General features: G+C 39.0%; 16 protein-coding genes. 11 read left to right on the top strand and 5 right to left on the bottom strand.

The annotated features are described in order from the left end of the window. Window positions 1-5: 5 nt before the first annotated feature. Both QNI15_RS16385 and hxpB read right to left on the bottom strand, forming a co-directional pair. On the bottom strand, window positions 6-587 hold the full coding sequence (locus tag QNI15_RS16385) for a DUF4136 domain-containing protein (protein ID WP_314032617.1): 582 nt from the start codon (window positions 585-587) through the stop codon (window positions 6-8). 192 nt (window positions 588-779) lie between these two features. After that, entirely contained in the window at window positions 780-1,445 is a 666-nt protein-coding gene (gene hxpB, locus QNI15_RS16380; RefSeq protein WP_313996887.1) for a hexitol phosphatase HxpB, read from the bottom strand. A 284-nt stretch (window positions 1,446-1,729) separates the two neighbouring features. Between hxpB and QNI15_RS16375 the strand changes: the two genes are divergently transcribed. Both QNI15_RS16375 and QNI15_RS16370 read left to right on the top strand, forming a co-directional pair. Next, complete coding sequence (locus QNI15_RS16375) at window positions 1,730-3,541, top strand: beta-galactosidase domain 4-containing protein (protein ID WP_314032615.1); 1,812 nt, start codon at window positions 1,730-1,732, stop codon at window positions 3,539-3,541. Window positions 3,542-3,681: 140 nt separating this feature from the next. After that, window positions 3,682-4,068, top strand: coding sequence for an acyl-CoA thioesterase (locus QNI15_RS16370; RefSeq protein WP_313984254.1), 387 nt, complete (start codon window positions 3,682-3,684; stop codon window positions 4,066-4,068). 392 nt (window positions 4,069-4,460) lie between these two features. On the opposite strand, the gene QNI15_RS16365 is transcribed toward QNI15_RS16370, so the two are convergent. Continuing rightward, on the bottom strand, window positions 4,461-4,907 hold the full coding sequence (locus QNI15_RS16365; protein ID WP_313996892.1) for a hypothetical protein: 447 nt from the start codon (window positions 4,905-4,907) through the stop codon (window positions 4,461-4,463). Between the two features lie 457 nt (window positions 4,908-5,364). Between QNI15_RS16365 and QNI15_RS16360 the strand changes: the two genes are divergently transcribed. The 7 genes from QNI15_RS16360 to QNI15_RS16330 all read left to right on the top strand — a co-directional run bounded on the left by QNI15_RS16360 (window position 5,365) and on the right by QNI15_RS16330 (window position 12,483). Further along, window positions 5,365-5,976, top strand: a complete 612-nt coding sequence (locus QNI15_RS16360) for a TetR/AcrR family transcriptional regulator (protein ID WP_314032614.1) — start codon at window positions 5,365-5,367, stop codon at window positions 5,974-5,976. A gap of 58 nt (window positions 5,977-6,034) precedes the next feature. Then, window positions 6,035-7,294 carry a TolC family protein gene (locus tag QNI15_RS16355; protein ID WP_314032613.1) on the top strand — a complete coding sequence of 420 codons (1,260 nt, stop codon included), beginning with the start codon at window positions 6,035-6,037 and terminating at the stop codon, window positions 7,292-7,294. A 36-nt stretch (window positions 7,295-7,330) separates the two neighbouring features. Beyond that, on the top strand, window positions 7,331-8,269 hold the full coding sequence (locus QNI15_RS16350) for an HlyD family secretion protein (RefSeq protein ID WP_314032611.1): 939 nt from the start codon (window positions 7,331-7,333) through the stop codon (window positions 8,267-8,269). Between the two features lie 302 nt (window positions 8,270-8,571). Continuing rightward, complete coding sequence (locus QNI15_RS16345; RefSeq protein WP_314032609.1) at window positions 8,572-9,498, top strand: ABC transporter ATP-binding protein; 927 nt, start codon at window positions 8,572-8,574, stop codon at window positions 9,496-9,498. 12 nt (window positions 9,499-9,510) lie between these two features. Beyond that, entirely contained in the window at window positions 9,511-10,242 is a 732-nt protein-coding gene (locus QNI15_RS16340; protein ID WP_314032607.1) for an ABC transporter ATP-binding protein, read from the top strand. 9 nt (window positions 10,243-10,251) lie between these two features. Then, a complete protein-coding gene (locus QNI15_RS16335; RefSeq protein WP_314032606.1) occupies window positions 10,252-11,355 on the top strand; it encodes an ABC transporter permease in 1,104 nt (367 codons plus the stop codon). 12 nt (window positions 11,356-11,367) lie between these two features. Continuing rightward, window positions 11,368-12,483 (top strand): ABC transporter permease, encoded by a 1,116-nt coding sequence (locus QNI15_RS16330; RefSeq protein WP_313996909.1) that lies wholly within the window; start codon window positions 11,368-11,370, stop codon window positions 12,481-12,483. A 2-nt stretch (window positions 12,484-12,485) separates the two neighbouring features. On the opposite strand, the gene QNI15_RS16325 is transcribed toward QNI15_RS16330, so the two are convergent. Next, window positions 12,486-13,082, bottom strand: a complete 597-nt coding sequence (locus tag QNI15_RS16325; RefSeq protein WP_313996910.1) for a TlpA family protein disulfide reductase — start codon at window positions 13,080-13,082, stop codon at window positions 12,486-12,488. 98 nt (window positions 13,083-13,180) lie between these two features. Here QNI15_RS16325 and QNI15_RS16320 point away from each other — a divergent pair, with 98 nt between their 5' ends. Beyond that, window positions 13,181-13,633 carry a DUF4920 domain-containing protein gene (locus QNI15_RS16320; protein ID WP_314032604.1) on the top strand — a complete coding sequence of 151 codons (453 nt, stop codon included), beginning with the start codon at window positions 13,181-13,183 and terminating at the stop codon, window positions 13,631-13,633. Between the two features lie 85 nt (window positions 13,634-13,718). Here the strand turns inward: QNI15_RS16320 and QNI15_RS16315 are convergent, their stop codons facing one another. Further along, a complete protein-coding gene (locus QNI15_RS16315) occupies window positions 13,719-14,489 on the bottom strand; it encodes a TIGR02757 family protein (RefSeq protein WP_314032602.1) in 771 nt (256 codons plus the stop codon). 215 nt (window positions 14,490-14,704) lie between these two features. On the opposite strand from QNI15_RS16315, the gene QNI15_RS16310 reads away from it, so the two are divergent. Beyond that, a complete protein-coding gene (locus QNI15_RS16310; protein WP_314032600.1) occupies window positions 14,705-16,390 on the top strand; it encodes a glutamine--tRNA ligase/YqeY domain fusion protein in 1,686 nt (561 codons plus the stop codon). The last annotated feature ends 95 nt before the right edge of the window (window positions 16,391-16,485 follow it).

Raw genomic sequence — 16,485 nt, 5'->3', positions numbered from 1 at the left:
AGAAGCTATTTTTTATTCCCCAGATTATCTGCTCTGGCGGGATAATCCTGATAAATTAAGTTCACAGCTTCTTTAATCTTTTCCTCTTCTTTATTAAATGTAGTACCATTCATTAAGCCAGAAGCAAATCCACGCCAGATGGTTTCTCCTGATTTAGTGTCTATTACATTTACGATTAATGTACCACGTTCAACATTGTAAGAAGTAGTGTCTTCTGGTTGGCGAACTTCCTGTGAACCCCAATATGACGTACCATACCCCGTATATCCTTTGAGTGTAGTCGGTTGATCAAAAACACGGAAATTAACAATTATATCCGGTGATTGAGATACTTTCTCATATCCTCTTCCATCCATTTCATACCCTACTGCATTCCGGATACGTTCTTTTAAAACCAAATCATTAAGAAAATAGATGCCTGCATCAAGTTTGCTGTCTACCTGAGATGCCCACGTATACGTTTTGTATTTTGACCAGTCAATGTTAAGTTGTTTATCACTATTGACCTGAACATTCTGCTTCTGCTGTTTCTGGGCCATTACCTGAATGGATACAAGTAAGCCTATAATAAGAATTTTAAGTTTCATTGCTAACCTCCTTTTTATATAACATGTTAAAAACATGACTAAAATCTAAAAAAGTATGCCTTTTAAAATGTGGAGGTTAGCATCATTAATTAAAAGGGAATACTTTTTATATATAGATAAACTTGCTCATTTTGAGTGTATTGTATTCATTAAAAGGTTGGTTTATCTTCATTGCGAAGCAGAAAGCATAGATTAGGGTAACTTATTTAACTGCTCCCACACAGATTCTGTAAAGTCTAGTAAAGACGCAATTTTTAGATTGGCTTCGCTATATTCTGGTCTTGTGAAACTTTCCGGAGCTGGTATAGCCACAACTTTCATCCCAGCTTTAAGTCCTGCCCGCATACCATTTACAGAGTCTTCCAGTGCCAGACATTGGGTAGCAGGTATCCCAAGTTTCTTGGCTGTGGTGATATAGACAGCTGGATCTGGTTTGCCTTTGGCCTCCAACGTGCCTGAGTGTATTACTGAGAATAAATGACGGATCTTTAGTTTTTCCAGTACTGCTTCAATCAATGCCATGCTAGACGAAGACGCTACAGCCATTGGAATCGACTTCTTAGCCACGAAATCTAATATCTCATATACACCAGGTAGGACTTCTGCATGCCGTGAAATATGATAGAGGGCCGTTGCATTTAAGTCTGCTGTTACTTCAGCTGGTGTTCTGTTTTTCCAGGGTTGACGTTGATACCAATAGTTAATCACTTCATCAGTGCGTAGTCCAGTAGTTTGATAGGTCATAGATTCTGTTAGTAGTACGCCTACTTTGGCAAATACCTCTATTTCTGCTATTCTCCATTGTGGCTCCGAGTCGATAAGCAGACCGTCCATATCAAAAATAATTGCTTGAATCATATTTGTATAGTTTGAAAAATATGTAATCTCAAAATAAAAAAAGTGTCTGTTTAGAGAGCTTGCTCCAATGTTTAGACACGAAGGATGGTGATCAACTAAGGATTTTTCAACATCAAGGATAGAGAAAACAGATAAAATCTCCAAGTATAAGCCTGCTTTTATGCTGATTTATGAATAGTCATAAGCAATCTCTATATTGGTGAAATAAAAGGTATTCGCTTATTGATCAGGTTATTATGAAGTTAGAGGGTATTTGGTATATGTTTAAATCTGTAGTTTATTTTTTGACTTTTTTCATTTGTATAAATTTATCTGCTCAATCTGCTGATGAGGTATGGAAAGATGTGGTACAGCCGGGACCTACACCTATACCATATGAAAGTATCAAACAGATACTTCCGAATGGGGAGAGCCATTCTCCTTTTTTTAAAGACATAACTCAGGCATTGATTCCAAAAGTAGTAACTCAAAAAGCTATCTCTTCTTCAAAAAAAAGCAGTAATCAGACTGTATCATCCTATACGAGCTATACATCTTTTCAGGTGCCAGACAACTGGAAAGGTAAAATGGTATTTGTTCTTTTTGAGCCTCAGCCTATTTCGTTTACACTTTTCATTGATACTAAAAAGATCACTGTCATTGAAAAAGCAATACCTGTTAAAATAAATATTACTCCATACATAGATAAGCAAGACAACTACATAGACATACGCGTTGAAGGTTCTGCAATAAAAAAAGGAACTACATTCAACCGCATTTCTCTGCTTGCTACCCCTCAAGTACATATTGATGATTATTATCTATTTGAGGAGTACTGCAAGCTTCCCAATCGAATGACTGACTGGAATGTAAAGTTTACTACACGAAACTATTCAGAAGTGAGTTATTTGTATAAATATCATTATTTGTTTGCTCTCTTTGATCAGGATAATAGAGCGGTTGAGATAGACTCATTCAATCATGAAGAAATTGGGAGGGCATTAGATAAAGGAGACTCTTATCCATTTGGTGTTTACCATTATGGTCTTCATAATTTTAAACGATGGAATAGTGAAAGCCACTATCTGTATCATTTTACTTTACAAGCAATAGATTCTTCTTGCCAGATTGCCGAAGTTATTGGTGGTAGTACAGGGTTTAGAGTAGTTGATGTACGTAATAACAAACTCTATCTGGGTAATATTCCGGTAAGTTCCCCTATTACGATACAGGCTGTTCAGTATACTCCTCCTGTTTCCTATGATTCGGTATGGTCTAAAGAGAGTATGCGTACTATTCTGCAATCTATTAAAGACAAGCATGTCAATGCCCTTATTCTACCTCCTTCACAGACTAGTACCCCCTTATATGAATTATGTGATGAAATAGGACTATACATTATTCAGAAAATGGATAGCCTGGACCAAAAGTCGCTTACTGGACTTTCCGTTGAAGAAAAGCAGAAGAAAAAAGACCTGTTTTATGCTAATTTGGCATTATCCATTCGTCAACTTAGAAAGCATCCCTCAGTCATTATATGGCAACTAAATCAGAAATTTATTTCACTGACAGAAGATAAATTTCTGATTGACCTGATCAACAAAGAAGATGGAGGAAGACCTGTGGTATTTACCAATAAAACCTATTCCCGGTATGCTACCTGGGCAAAAAGTCTGGCAGCAGATTGGGAATTGTCTCCTGTATGGAATAATTTATCTCAAGCCCGTAAAGAACAGCTCAAGAAAGAGTATCAATATGCTGATTTTACCATAAAGCAACATACAGACAATCGAATCATTATTAAAAACATATACGATTTTACCCGATTGGACAATGTGTATTTGCAATGGTCTATTAATGAAAACGGAAAATTGATTTCAGAAGGGACGATAGATTCATTGGATATTCTTCCTCATAAAGAACAATTAGTAGTACTTCCTTTTGATTTAAAGGAGTACAAAAGCCGTACTGGAATTGTATTTAGGTTTAGCCTGAAATCAAAAGAAGGTGCAATGGGTAAGACTCCCGATGAGGAAATTGCTTGGGAAGAGTTTGTGTTTGTTCACTCTGAAAATGGGACTTACCTGATTAAAACTGCTGATGTCAGGGATAAATAAACGTGTTCTCATACTTGCCTTCCTAATGATTTGCTTACAAATAGTACTTATAACAATTCTTCTATTGTTCGTGTAAAACATAGGTATTCTGTAGTCGACCTGTATCTTTACCCAAATTTTAGGTAAACCATACACTAATTATGACTTTAGAAGAACGGATCAAACATGCGGAAACGCGTGTGTTTAAAACGGTATTTCCCAACAATACCAATCACTATGACACTTTATTTGGGGGAACTGCTTTATCGATGATGGATGAGACGGCATTTATCGCCGCTACCCGCTTTACCCGATTACGTTGTGTAACTGTATCTTCTGATAAAATAGACTTCAAGCATCCTATTCCTGCCGGAACCATTATAGAGCTGGTGGCCAGGGTAAAAGAAGTAGGAAACTCCAGCCTCAAAGTAGAAGTAGAGATCTTTGTGGAACAAATGTATTCCGAAGACAGGGAGAAGGCCGTAAGTGGCACATTTACATTTGTGGCAGTAGGAGAAGACAAAAAGCCTATTGCCATTCCTAAATAAAGAAGCGTTGCCCTGAGAACAGTAACATGATTCATCCCGAATTTTGGAAATGAATAAAACCCAAGCCTATACTTTTGCAAGTGTGGGCTTAGGTTAATTTTTGAGAATTTACTTAGTCGAACTAGTTTATTGTTCCTTACATCACTCTTCCACAGACCTCTTCATTTTTTGCTTGTCCAAAAAACGAAGCAAAAAAGGACACTTTTCTCCGATCCTTCTACCCACAGGCCAAAGGCCAACCTCGCGGAGAAAAGATTGCCAGCGCACCTATACTACCAACCAAGATTGAAGTGAACATTGCTCTCTTTGTGACATGTATTATCCCTTCTCAATGAGATTCTTTATTCAAAATTCGGAATAACTTATGTTGTATATCTATAGCTTTTAGAACCTTATTGGACTATCCGTGAACAGCTCACCAATGTCTCAAGTCGATGTGTTTTAGAGACCATCTGTGTCGTTTCTGAACGAAATAACTTTAGTTGTGCACTAGACAACGACTGGATCTGCCATTGCATAGCTTCTCCTGATTCAGTAGTCACAGTAACTAAATTGCCTTCTTTATTGATATCCCATTTCCCCTTAATAGAAAAAGCACCTTGAGTCAGGCTAAACGTATTGTCTCCCTGAAAGGTATAAATTTCTGTATTGGTAGAGTTTTCTTTGTCTACCAGTTTATTATTGGTAAAGGTATTATTCGTGATTATAGTACTTTTCCAGATTCCTGACAACAGCCGATTGTTAACCGTAGTTGTAGTTGAAGAGATATTCATTACCAGGCTAACTTCTGTTAGGAGAACCATTAGTGATATGGGAAGAAAAAGCAATGGTGTTTTCATACTAGTCCTTTATTTTTTCCCTATATAACGATTAAAAGACAAAGGTAGATGTTAATGCCAGTGACAGAAGGCAAAGCTTGAGGTGATGTATGACTCTGTATTGATACAAAGCAGAACAGTATTGCAGGTGTATTATAGCAGTTTGCCATAATGTGTTGATTTTTAGTGTGTTTCAAGAGGAGTTATGAGGTTTTTAAATTATTTTAAGTATGTATGATTCATAGAAATTTTGTCTGAAAGTGTTTTGGAATCATGCTCTTTATATAAGCTATACCAGTCTTTCTTTTTACCGGAGGACGTCTAACTTCTAAAAGGTTGATGTATCAAAAGATGCCTTGTGAAATAACTATTTTAAACATATGTTTAAAATAGTTTACTTAATATTTGTTTCTTTCGTTAACCTTCTCTTATATTTGATTCCAGATACTAAAATGAGAACTCAGAAGGAGCCTACTGAATGCCTGAAATAAATAAAGATACAGAAGCCAAAATAAAAGAAGCAGCAAAGCGGATTTTTGTTCAAAAAGGATTTGATGGAGCAAGAGTACGGGATATCGCAGAAGAGGCTGGAGTAAATATTGCGTTGATGAATTATTATTTTCGTAGTAAAGAGCAGTTGTTTGAACAGATATATACCGAAGTATTCACAGGGTTCTTTAATCGTATTTTATCTATACTCAATGAAGAAACTCCGTTTGAAGTGAAAATATGGCAATTAGTTGATAAATACATAGACTTCTTATTGGAAAACGCTATGGTACCTTCCTTTGTACTATCGGAATTGACCAGAAATGATGGACAGATATTTAAGAAATTTAATGTAAGTGGAGTGATCCAAAATGCCTATTTTACTAAACAGCTTAAAGATGAAATAGAGAAGGGAAATTACCGGGATATTGAGCCATTACAACTTATTATGACAATACTGGGCAGCATGGTGTTTCCTTTTATTGCTAAACCTGTAGTTCGATATATCGGAGACCTGGATGAGAAAGGGTTTCAGGACTTTGTTATGGAACGCAAAAAGATTATTCCTGTCATGATTATGACCTATCTACGTACTAAGTAAAATTTTTTATTCTTAAGTTAAACAAATTTTTAAAATGATATTTTAATGACATGTATTTATGGTAAGACTCTGGTTTTTGTTAGTAAGCAGCTTTGTCTGTTTGGCTGGCCAGGCTCAGCAAACAATCACGTTGGAACAATGTTACACCTCTGCTCGTGAAACGTATCCATTAGTCAGTCAGAAGACTTTGCAGGAACAGATAGGCCACCTGAATGTGAAGAACATTCAAACTAATCGCTATCTACCTCAACTAGCTATCAATGGACAAGCCAGCTGGCAGAATGAAGTGACACAACTTCCCGTTCATATACCCAATATTGAAATTACCCCTCTTAGCAAGGATCAGTACAAACTGACACTTGATGCGAACTATATATTATTTGATGGGAGTACCGCTTCTGCCCAGACCCAACTTCAACGGGCAAGTGTAGTGGTAGAGCAGCAGAAAATAGAGGTAGATCTAAACAAACTAAAAGATCAGGTAAATGCCTACTATCTCAATGCATTGTTGCTTGATGAGAATATTGCCTTAACAAAAGTTCTTCAGGAAGATCTAAAAGCTCGTATGGATAAACTTTCTGCAGGTGTAAAGTATGGTACCAGTATCCAAAGTAATGTAGATGTGTTGCAGGCAGAATACCTGAAAGCAGACCAGCGACTCATTGAAATGGAGGCTTCACGAAAGGGATTCCGGGATATGCTGGCATTGCTCACAGGACTTTCTATAGATCAGAATACCACATTACAGATGCCGCAGACAGCTATAGGTTCGCAAGAAATCAAACGTCCCGAAAGCCAATTGTTTAACTATCAGAAGACCATATTTGAGTCTCAGACTCGCCTGATCAACAGTAAGAGTACCCCACGTATCAGTGCTTTCATTCAAACAGGTTATGGCCGTCCTGCACTTAACTTTCTCAGCAATGAGTTCAAAGGCTTATTTATAGGAGGTATCCGGCTTAATTGGAATCTATCCAATCTGTATACAATGAAAAATGAAAAGTCTGTGCTGAGACTGAACCAGCAGCTGATCGATAGCCAGAAAGGTGTTTTTGATAAAAACCTGACTATACAGCTTCGTCAGCAGCAAACTGAGATTGACAAGCTACAAGGTTTGATTACCAAAGATAATGAACTGGTTGTCTTACGATCCCGCATCAAAACAACTTCTGCTGCCCAGCTTGAAAATGGTGTGACTACTGCCAGTGATTATGTAAATGATCTAAATGCTGAAAATCAGGCGAAACTAAATCAGAAAATACATGAATTTCAATTGCTGATGGCTCAGATTACCTATCGAACTGTCACTGGAAATTAAGCTATCTATCGGAATACAAAACATACTCATCTTTCTATGAAACGGATTCTTCTCATATTTCTACTGGTTGCAATTAATTCCTGCAATAAGAGCGCGGATATATCGGATGCATATGGCAATTTTGAAGCTGTTGAGACTATTGTTTCAGCAGAAGCTACCGGAGAACTTACTTCTTTCGTTGTAGAGGAAGGTCAGTCGCTTGAAGCGGGCAAGCAGGTGGGTCAGATTGACACTGTACAACTTTCTTTGCGAAAAGCGCAACTGGAAGCAAGTCTGAATGCTATTGCCAGTAAAACGCCAAACATTGCTTCTCAGTTATCGTATTTTGAAAAACAGATCAGTGTATCTCAGCAACAACTGGATTATCTGCAAAAAGAAAAAGCTCGAACACAAAATCTGATTGCCAGCAATGCAGCACCTACCAAACAACTGGATGATATTAACAATCAGATCGAAGCTGCTCAGAAGCAGATCGCATTGATTCGTCAACAACGGGAGGCACAATTTTCAGCCCTTTCTACTCAGAAGAGTGGTATCACATCCGAAGCACTACCCATGCAAAAGCAGATAGAGCAAACCGAAGATCAGATTCGAAAGTCGACTATTCTGAATCCCTCAGCCGGAACAGTTACTGTAAAACTGGCAGAACCACATGAAATCGTTAGTTATGGAAAACCTTTGTACAAGATTGCAGACCTGAATACCATTATCCTCAGAGCCTATGTAAGTGGTGATCAGCTTGTCAACGTCAAGGTAGGGCAGCAGGTAAAGGTGTTGGTTGATGCTCCTGATGATACCTATAAAGAGTATGCAGGTACAGTTTCCTGGATATCCAGTAAAGCGGAGTTTACTCCCAAAGTTATCCAGACAAAAGAAGAACGGGTAAACCTGGTCTATGCGATGAAAATCCTTGTAAAAAATGACGGCGGTCTGAAGATTGGCATGCCCGGCGAAGTGAGGTTTGCTGTAAAATAAGTTGATCGGAATTCAAGACAAAGCTTTGCTTGCAGTGAATTCCGATAAAAAAATGTTTTGCTGTGAGTTATGCGCAATAAAACTTTTGCGGTGAACTATGCACATGAGAAAAAATGATCGGAACTCTGGTCAAATAAAAAACTGCTGTGAGTTATGATCAAATCGCTCTTTAACGGAGGGACAATTCATACAGACCCAAACAAAAGCTTTGCCTTGAATTATGCGCATGCAACATAGATGTTGTAAACCAAGCACAAAGACAATTTTAACTGGAAAAGAAAACTATACATGGATTCAGACATATGAATGCTATCATAGTAGATAATATTAGTAAAGCGTATGGCAACATCCAGGCTGTCAGTAATGTATCTTTTGAAGTCAGAGAAGGAGAGTTGTTTGGACTGATTGGGCCTGATGGCGCAGGGAAGACAACCCTATTTAAAATGCTGGTTACGCTCTTATTTCCGGATCAGGGGAGAGCAGTGGTTAATGGAAAAGACATTGTCAAAGACTTTCTGCAATTGCGTACACAAGTAGGGTACATGCCTGGAAAATTTTCCCTATATCAGGATCTGACCATTGAAGAGAATCTGGACTTCTTTGCTACTGTCTTTGGAACATCTATTCAAGAAAACTACGATCTGATTAAAGATATTTATGTACAGATAGAGCCCTTTAAAACAAGGCGTGCTGGCAAGTTGTCTGGTGGGATGAAGCAAAAGCTGGCGTTGTGTTGTGCTCTGATTCACAAACCAGAAGTATTGTTTCTGGACGAACCCACTACAGGAGTGGATGCTGTGTCCAGAAAGGAGTTCTGGGATATGCTGAAAAGCCTGAAACAACGGGGACTAACAATTCTGGTTTCAACACCCTATATGGATGAAGCTGGTTTGTGTGACCGGATCGCTTTAATGCAGGGAGGAAAGATTCTCGCAGTAGATACTCCACAAGACATAACTAAACTTTTTCAACGGCCCTTATTTGCTGTAAAAGCAGCTGAAACCTTCCGTTTGATTCAGGATTTGCGCAACGCATCTTTTACCCATTCCTGTTATGCATTTGGCGAATACCTACATCTGGCATTAGAACATGAAACAACTTCTAGAGATATCGAAGCCTACCTGGCCTCTCATAATCATAGACAGATTGATATTAAGCGCATTGATCCAGGTATTGAAGACTGTTTTATGGATTTAATAAGTCAGACAAGTGTACCTGCACAATCTTAAACAACTCAGTGTATGAAGGCTGTAATTACCAATAGGCTCACGAAAAAGTTTGGCGATTTCATTGCTACCAATGCGATAACTTTTGAAGTAGAGGAAGGAGAGATATTTGGATTTCTGGGGGCAAATGGAGCAGGAAAAACTACTGCCATGCGTATGCTGTGTGGTTTATTAGCTCCTAGTTCGGGAGAGGCTCAGGTAGCAGGCTTTGATGTATATACACAGACAGAAAAAATAAAACAGAATATTGGGTATATGAGCCAGAAGTTTTCCCTATATGAAGACCTGACCATTCGGGAAAATATCAAGTTCTATGGTGGAATATATGGATTGCATTTAGCTGATATCAAAGACAAAACAGCTGGTATTCTGGAAAAGCTACAATTACAAAACGTGGCCGATGCTTTAACAGCTTCATTACCTCTGGGATGGAAGCAGAAACTGGCTTTTTCGGTTGCTATGTTGCATCAGCCCAAAGTTGTCTTTCTCGATGAACCTACTGGTGGTGTTGATCCCATTACCCGACGACAGTTTTGGGAGATGATCTATGAGGCTGCTTCCCGAGGCACGACCATCTTTGTGACAACCCATTATATGGACGAGGCTGAATATTGTAATCGGGTTTCTATTATGGTAGATGGCAAGATACAGGCCTTGGATACACCCAAAGGCTTAAAAGAAACTTATCAGGTCGATTCTATGGATGGAGTTTTTCAGATTCTGGCTCGTGGTACATCAACCAAATAATTCTGTATTATGAAACGATTTCTCGCATTTGTTAAAAAGGAATTTTTCCATATTCTGCGTGACAGACGTACCTTGCTGATTTTGTTTGGTTTGCCGTTTGTACAGGTATTGCTATTTGGTTTTGCTTTAAGCAATGAGATCAAAAATGCTAACATTGCTATTCTGGACAATGATAAGAGCTTACATACACAACAGATCACAGCTCGTTTACTCTCTTCCGGATACTTTCAGGTATATCAGAATCTTTCTTCTTACAAAGAAATAGATCAGACCTTCCGTAAAGGCGTAATTAAGATGGTAGTGGTATTTCCTGCTCAGTTTAGCTATGACTATGAACATGGCCGTACCGCTCAGATACAGATCATTGCCGATGCTTCTGAACAGAATACGGCTATCTCACTCACCAGCTATGCCTCTGCTATTATTCAGAGCTATACAACCTCTGTAGCAGGGCCGATTGCTCCGATGTATCTTGATGTTTATACCCGAATGGTTTTCAATCCGGAACTAAAGGGAGCTTTTGTCTTTGTGCCTGGTGTGATGACATTGGTATTGTTGCTGGTTTCTGCTATGATGACTTCTGTGACAATAGCCCGTGAAAAGGAAATGGGAACCATGGAAGTATTATTTGTTTCTCCCCTGAGTCAATGGCAGATTATTTTAGGGAAAGTAATTCCTTATTTGGCATTGTCCTTTGTAAATGGTTGTGTGATACTGATTCTAGGTGTGTTTTTGCTGGGATTACCTATGAATGGCAATCTTCTGCTGTTATTACTGGAGACCTTGCTCTTTATTTTTCTTGCACTCTCTATTGGTGTATTTATTTCTTCTTTGACAGATTCGCAACTGGTAGCCATGTTTGCGTCAATGGTGATTATGCTTCTGCCAACGATTTTCCTTTCGGGATTTATATTTCCAATAGAAAGTATGCCCAAGGGACTACAAGTGATATCGAATATCATACCCGCAAAATATTTTATAAGGATTGTCAAAAATATCATGATCAAAGGAATTGGGATGAAAGCCGTAGCACTGGATACATTGGTACTAGCTGCAATGGCTTTGTTCTTTATTGGATTGAGTATTCGCAATCTGAAAACACATCTGGCCTAAATAGAGAATATCATGAGAAAGATACTTTTTATAGTTGAAAAGGAGTTCAAACAGATTTTCCGGAATGTGGTACTACTCCGCATGATGATGATTGCTCCTGTTATGCAACTGGTCTTGTTGTCACTGGCGGCCAATTTTGAAGTTAAGAATCTGAAAATTGCTGTGGTAGATCAGGATCATTCTACCTTTTCCAGACGGCTGGTAAGTAAGTTTCAGTATATTGATAATTTTAAACTGACTGGTTTTACTCCCAGTTACAAGCTAGCTGAAGAACAGTTATTACTTGACAAGGTAGATATTGTATTGGTCATTCCTGCTCATTTTGAACGGGATTTGTATCGTGATAATCGATCAGGTGTCCAACTGATGGTAAATGCCATTGATGGTTCTAAAGCTGGTATTGCCAGTGGATATGCTTCAACCATTATTCAGGACTTTAATGGAGATATCCGAATTGAAAATGTTCCCGTGCGTAAGGGTGAGGTACAACAGGTAGATATTGTAAATCAGTACTGGTATAATCCCCGATTGGAATACCGTACGTTTATGGTGCCTGGAATTTTGTTTGAGTTACTATTACTGGTAGGAGGGTTAATTGCGGCCTTGAATATCGTACGTGAGAAAGAAATGGGAACCATGGAACAACTCAATGTCACACCGATTCAGAAGTATGAATTTATACTGGGTAAACTGATTCCGTTTGTAGTTATTGGATTAGTGCAGTTTACGTTAGGTCTGATTGTAGCAAAGTTTATTTTTCGTGTGCCAATGGAAGGAAGCTTGTTATTGCTATATGTGTTTGCACTACTCTTTCTGATCTTATGTGTAGGGTTAGGATTGTTGATTTCTACTATTTCTGATACCATGCAGCAGGCCATGTTTGTTGCCTTTTTTATGCTGGTACTGTTTATCCTGCTTAGTGGATTGTTTTCACCCACCGAAAATATGCCTCAGTGGGCACAATGGCTGGATACGATTAATCCATTAAAGTATATCATAGAAGTAGCCCGAAATACCATGCTCAAAGGCAGCATCTTTGCCGATGTTAGGTCACATTTCTTTGCTTTACTAGCAATTGCACTGGCAATAAATGGTTTGGCTATCTGGCGCTATCGTAAAACGGTGTAGCTTTATTTAGAAACCTGGCTACGCAAAAAGTCTCTGAATGCATCCGAATTATAATCGGCCATTCCGGAATGTTTCAGAACTAGCTTGCCACTGGCACTAATCACAAATGTAACAGGGATAGATTCGGAGGCATACATCTGTGGGATAGCCTTGCTGGTAAGCTGATAGACTGGAAAAGTGTATTCCTTACGTTTGATAAACTTTTGCGCTTTAGTTGGATTTTCATCTACGGAGATCATCACAAAAGCTATATTCTCAGATTTGACCCGCTCATATAGTTTTTGAATACCCGGCATCTCTGCAATACAGGGAGGGCACCAGGTTGCCCAGATATTCATAAAGATTACTTTCCCCTGCAACTCTTTCAGTGATATATCCTTACCATCAAGCGTTTGAAGATTTACATTATAGTCTGCATCCGGAGAAGAGTCTGTCTGGTTTTGCTCTGTATCCGCTTTGATGATACCTGTTGCCAGAATCATTCGTTGTAAACCTCCTATGGTTTCTGTATGCCAGTCAGTTAAATATAATATTGCCGGTATACCCAGCAAGAGTGTCCATTCAAAGGCAGGGTGTTTGATAATGCGGAGGAGGTTCATAGTCAGAGACAAAACAATCTTAAAAGTAACAAAAGTAATTTGATAAGTCGGTCTAATGCGTATTTTTGCTAAATCTTTACATATAATCCTGTTTAACGATGAAAAAGTTCGTATTTGCCGCCTTGACATGCCTGTCAGGAATGGTGGTACAGGCTCAGGAGAAGTCTGCTACCTTTGGTGAATCTTTTACCCCTCAGAACGTAATTCCTGTTAACCAGCTTGCCCAGGCTGTAGAAGGGAAGGACTCTGCTTTTGTCCAGACAGAAGGAATTGTAAAGGAAGTATGTCAGAATAAAGGTTGCTGGATGCGTGTAGATGCAGGAAACGGACAGGAAATGCTGGTGCGTTTTAAAAATTATGCGTTTTTTGTTCCTAAAGATGCTGCCGGGAAAAAGGTAATTTTGAAAGGAAAAGCATTTGAACAGAAAACCTCTGTGGCTGAGTTACGTCATTATGCTGAAGATGCAGGAAAGTCTAAAAAGGAGATAGCTAAAATCAAAAAGCCAGAAAAGTCTGTACGTTTTGTAGCAGATGGGGTGATTCTGGAATAATTTGAGGCAAGACTTTTTTAGATAAAGCAGAATGTGTTTTTTCTGCTTTATCCATTTCTCAACTATCAGCGATTTGGGTAATTCTTTATAAAACGCCTTCTACACCCAGACCAAACAAGGCAAAGTCGTATTTGACCGGATCATTGGCATCAAACTGAGAAAGCTTTTGTGTGAGTTCTACGGCAGTCTGCCAGTCTAGTTGCGGACGTTGAATGAGTTTTAAATGTCTGGCTACACGTTCAACATGTACATCACAGGGACAAACCAGTTGAGAAGGTTGTATGCGTTTCCAGATACCAAAGTCAACGCCTTTATCATCTGTTCGGACCATCCAACGCAAAAACATATTCAGTCGTTTACAGGCTGATTTTGCAGCAGGAGTAGATATATGTTTACTTGTTCGGGCAGGCGCAAACTCCAGACTGAAAAACAGGTTGCGAAAACCAATCAATGCTTTTTCTGTAGTTTTGGCCTGATCTGTAATAAAACGGGCAAATGCATCTTCCAGTGAATCATGCTGCTGATAAAACTGCCGGAGGAATTCAATAAAATAGAGTGTATCTGTTGCATTGAATGTCCGGTGTTTGAATGACAGAAAACGTTTCAGGTCAGTCTCCTGATGATTGCGGATAAATTCATACGGTGTATCATCCATTAGACGCATTAACTCCAGACACTTATTGATAATGGTTTTGCGTTGTCCCCAGGCTAATACCGCGGCAAACAAACCTGCAATTTCAATGTCTTGTTTGGTTGTATAGCGATGAGGGATGCTAATCGGATCATTGGTGATAAACGCAGGTCGGTTATATTCAGCGACCTTCTCATCCAGAAAAGATTGTAAATCAACTTGCAAGGTAAGCTTACAGATAAATGGTTTCTAATCTTCAAAGATAAGCAAAACAAAGCTGGATCTGAGTATAGAGAATTAAATAAGGTAAAACCTTGTTTTCTCTACATTGGGAGATTCGATAAATACCCGTAATTTCGCACATTGGGAAAAGTCAGCGGTGGTTTTAAAACCAAAAACAATATCTATCAAAACGCAAAACCTATAGTTCATCCATACATATGATTGAAGAAAAGAAAGAATCGACGGAGAAGTCGTTGAATTTTATTGAAGTTATTGTTGAAGAAGATATAAAGACCCAAAAACATGCTGGTCGGGTGCATACTCGTTTCCCTCCGGAGCCAAATGGCTATTTGCATATTGGGCACGCAAAATCCATTTGTCTGAACTTTGGTCTGGCTGATCGTTATAATGGAAAAACCAATCTGCGTTTTGATGACACCAATCCGGTAACTGAAGAAACAGAATATGTAGAGTCTATTAAGAACGATGTCAGATGGTTGGGTTTTGAATGGGAAAATGAATTTTATGCTTCTGATTATTTTGATCAGTTATATGAGTATGCTATAAAGCTGATCCAAAAAGGATTGGCGTATGTAGATGAGCAGACTTCTGAGCAAATGGCTGCTCAGAAAGGAACACCTACAGAGCCAGGAAAAGAAAGTCCATTCCGGAACCGGTCTGTAGAAGAGAACCTGGATCTGTTTCAACGCATGCGCAATGGTGAATTTCCGGAAGGAAGCCGGGTATTGCGTGCTAAAGTAGATATGGCCGCCCCTAATATGTTGCTACGTGATCCAATCATTTACCGAATCAAATTTGCCCATCATCACCGTACCGGAGATAAATGGTGTATTTATCCGATGTATGACTTTGCCCATGGACAATCAGATTCTATTGAGCATATTACACACTCAATCTGTACACTGGAGTTTATTCATCATCGCCCACTGTACGACTGGTTTATTGAGAAACTGGAGATATTTCCATCACAACAAATTGAATTTGCCCGTTTGAATCTGACCTATACAGTGATGAGCAAGCGGAAACTATTGCAACTGGTAAATGAAAAATTCGTTACCGGATGGGATGATCCCCGAATGCCAACGATTTCCGGTTTACGCAGACGTGGGTATACACCTGCCTCCGTTCGTGCCTTTGCAGAGAAGATAGGTGTTGCCAAACGTGATAACCTGATTGATGTATCTCTGCTGGAGTTCTGTGTTCGGGAAGATCTGAATAAGATTGCTACACGGGTAATGGGTGTGTTAGATCCGTTGAAGGTGGTAATTACCAATTATCCGGAAGGACAGACAGAAGAGTTACAGGCTGAGAACAATCCGGAAGACGCAGAAGCTGGACACCGAATAATTCCATTCTCGCGTGAATTGTATATCGAGAAGGAAGATTTCATGGAGAATCCACCTAAGAAATACTTCCGTTTGTTTCCAGGAGGTATGGTTCGGTTGAAACATGCTTATATTATTCGTTGCGAAGAGGTGATTAAGGATGCCAACGGGGAAGTTACAGAACTGCATTGTACCTATATTCCGGAAAGTAAAAGTGGTTCGGATACATCTGGTATTAATGTGAAAGGTACTTTGCATTGGGTATCAGTGCCTCATGCGGTAGAGGCCGAAGTGCGTTTGTATGATCGGTTGTTTACAGTAGAAGATCTGGCTGCAGACGAAAGAGACTTTAAAGAATTAATCAATCCTGATTCTCTGCAGGTGATTGAGAAGGTATATGTAGAACCTTGGTTAAAACAAGCTACTACCAAAGATCACTTCCAGTTTATCCGAAAAGGATATTTCAATCTGGATACAGATAGCACTTCTGAAAAACTGATCTTTAACCGGACTGTTACCCTGAAAGATACCTGGACAAAGACACAGGATAAACAATAATAAAGCCTTTTTATAAGTACAGACTCCTGATGGATTTGTTCCATCAGGCGTTTCTGTTTTCAGATACTTATTTATGTACTGTTTTAGTGAAAAAT

It is taken from the genome of Xanthocytophaga flava (assembly GCF_030068545.1).
In the GTDB taxonomy this organism is placed as follows: Bacteria; Bacteroidota; Bacteroidia; order Cytophagales; family 172606-1; genus Xanthocytophaga; species Xanthocytophaga flava.
The sequence above is the reverse complement of the archived record's forward strand: the minus strand, read 5'-3'. Positions and strand labels throughout refer to the sequence as shown.

Bases quoted from the DNA above. Each gene is read 5' to 3' on its own strand.
- QNI15_RS16385 (WP_314032617.1), bottom strand. From the start codon at position 587: ATGAAACTTAAAATTCTTATTATAGGCTTACTTGTATCCATTCAGGTA.
- hxpB (WP_313996887.1), bottom strand. From the start codon at position 1,445: ATGATTCAAGCAATTATTTTTGATATGGACGGTCTGCTTATCGACTCG.
- QNI15_RS16370 (WP_313984254.1), top strand. From the start codon at position 3,682: ATGACTTTAGAAGAACGGATCAAACATGCGGAAACGCGTGTGTTTAAA.
- QNI15_RS16365 (WP_313996892.1), bottom strand. From the start codon at position 4,907: ATGAAAACACCATTGCTTTTTCTTCCCATATCACTAATGGTTCTCCTA.
- QNI15_RS16360 (WP_314032614.1), top strand. From the start codon at position 5,365: ATGCCTGAAATAAATAAAGATACAGAAGCCAAAATAAAAGAAGCAGCA.
- QNI15_RS16355 (WP_314032613.1), top strand. From the start codon at position 6,035: ATGGTAAGACTCTGGTTTTTGTTAGTAAGCAGCTTTGTCTGTTTGGCT.
- QNI15_RS16350 (WP_314032611.1), top strand. From the start codon at position 7,331: ATGAAACGGATTCTTCTCATATTTCTACTGGTTGCAATTAATTCCTGC.
- QNI15_RS16345 (WP_314032609.1), top strand. From the start codon at position 8,572: ATGAATGCTATCATAGTAGATAATATTAGTAAAGCGTATGGCAACATC.
- QNI15_RS16340 (WP_314032607.1), top strand. From the start codon at position 9,511: ATGAAGGCTGTAATTACCAATAGGCTCACGAAAAAGTTTGGCGATTTC.
- QNI15_RS16335 (WP_314032606.1), top strand. From the start codon at position 10,252: ATGAAACGATTTCTCGCATTTGTTAAAAAGGAATTTTTCCATATTCTG.
- QNI15_RS16330 (WP_313996909.1), top strand. From the start codon at position 11,368: ATGAGAAAGATACTTTTTATAGTTGAAAAGGAGTTCAAACAGATTTTC.
- QNI15_RS16325 (WP_313996910.1), bottom strand. From the start codon at position 13,082: ATGAACCTCCTCCGCATTATCAAACACCCTGCCTTTGAATGGACACTC.
- QNI15_RS16320 (WP_314032604.1), top strand. From the start codon at position 13,181: ATGAAAAAGTTCGTATTTGCCGCCTTGACATGCCTGTCAGGAATGGTG.
- QNI15_RS16310 (WP_314032600.1), top strand. From the start codon at position 14,705: ATGATTGAAGAAAAGAAAGAATCGACGGAGAAGTCGTTGAATTTTATT.